Origin of the sequence: Marinobacter sp. C7, from assembly GCF_022343555.1 — a bacterium.
GTDB lineage: Bacteria > Pseudomonadota > Gammaproteobacteria > Pseudomonadales > Oleiphilaceae > Marinobacter.
The window spans coordinates 1-583 of record NZ_JAKQZH010000059.1 but is presented as its reverse complement, the minus strand read 5'-3'; the positions used below and the strand labels follow the sequence as shown (position 1 = coordinate 583).

Below are 583 nucleotides of genomic sequence, written 5' to 3'. Positions count from 1 at the left end.
CCCAGAGCCAGGTCAGTACACCTCCATCGGAGTAGTGCTTGACGACGGCGCCCGCCAGCTGCGCCAGTACAGCTTGCTCGGCGGCTCCGACACCGAGTACCGCATTGCGGTTGAGGATAACGGCGAGGTTTCTGGATTCCTGCGTGATCGCGTATCCGTTGGTGACAAGATTGAAGCCACCATCGCGGCCGGCGACCTGGTTCTTAACAAGGACACCAATCCAGTTGTGCTGATTTCCCAGGGCATCGGCTCCACCCCAATGGTGGGCATGCTCGCAGGTATGAACCCTGAACGTGACGTTGTGGTTTTGCATGCTGACCAGGCCGAGTCCACCTACGCGCAGGTGGAGGAAGTGCAGGGGCTCGTCGAAAAGCTCCCTAAGGCTGCGTTTGAAATCTTCTACCGCGACAACGACCAGTGGCTCGAGGTCGCTGGCCGCATTCCATCAGGTGCGTCCGTGTACCTGTGCGGTGGCGTGGAATTCTTGAAGAACGTGCGTGAGCAGATCGAGGCGCTCGATGAGCAGCCTCGCGACGTAAACTTCGAGCTCTTCGCACCAAACGACTGGCTGATTTCCTAAGCC

The 583-nt window shown here is 59.0% G+C and carries 1 protein-coding gene; it reads left to right on the top strand.

What is annotated here, in order from left to right:
• Positions 1 to 580: ferredoxin reductase domain-containing protein (locus MD273_RS19310; RefSeq protein ID WP_502846087.1), on the top strand; the 580-nt coding region annotated here is incomplete at its 5' end.
• Positions 581 to 583 lie beyond the last annotated feature (3 nt).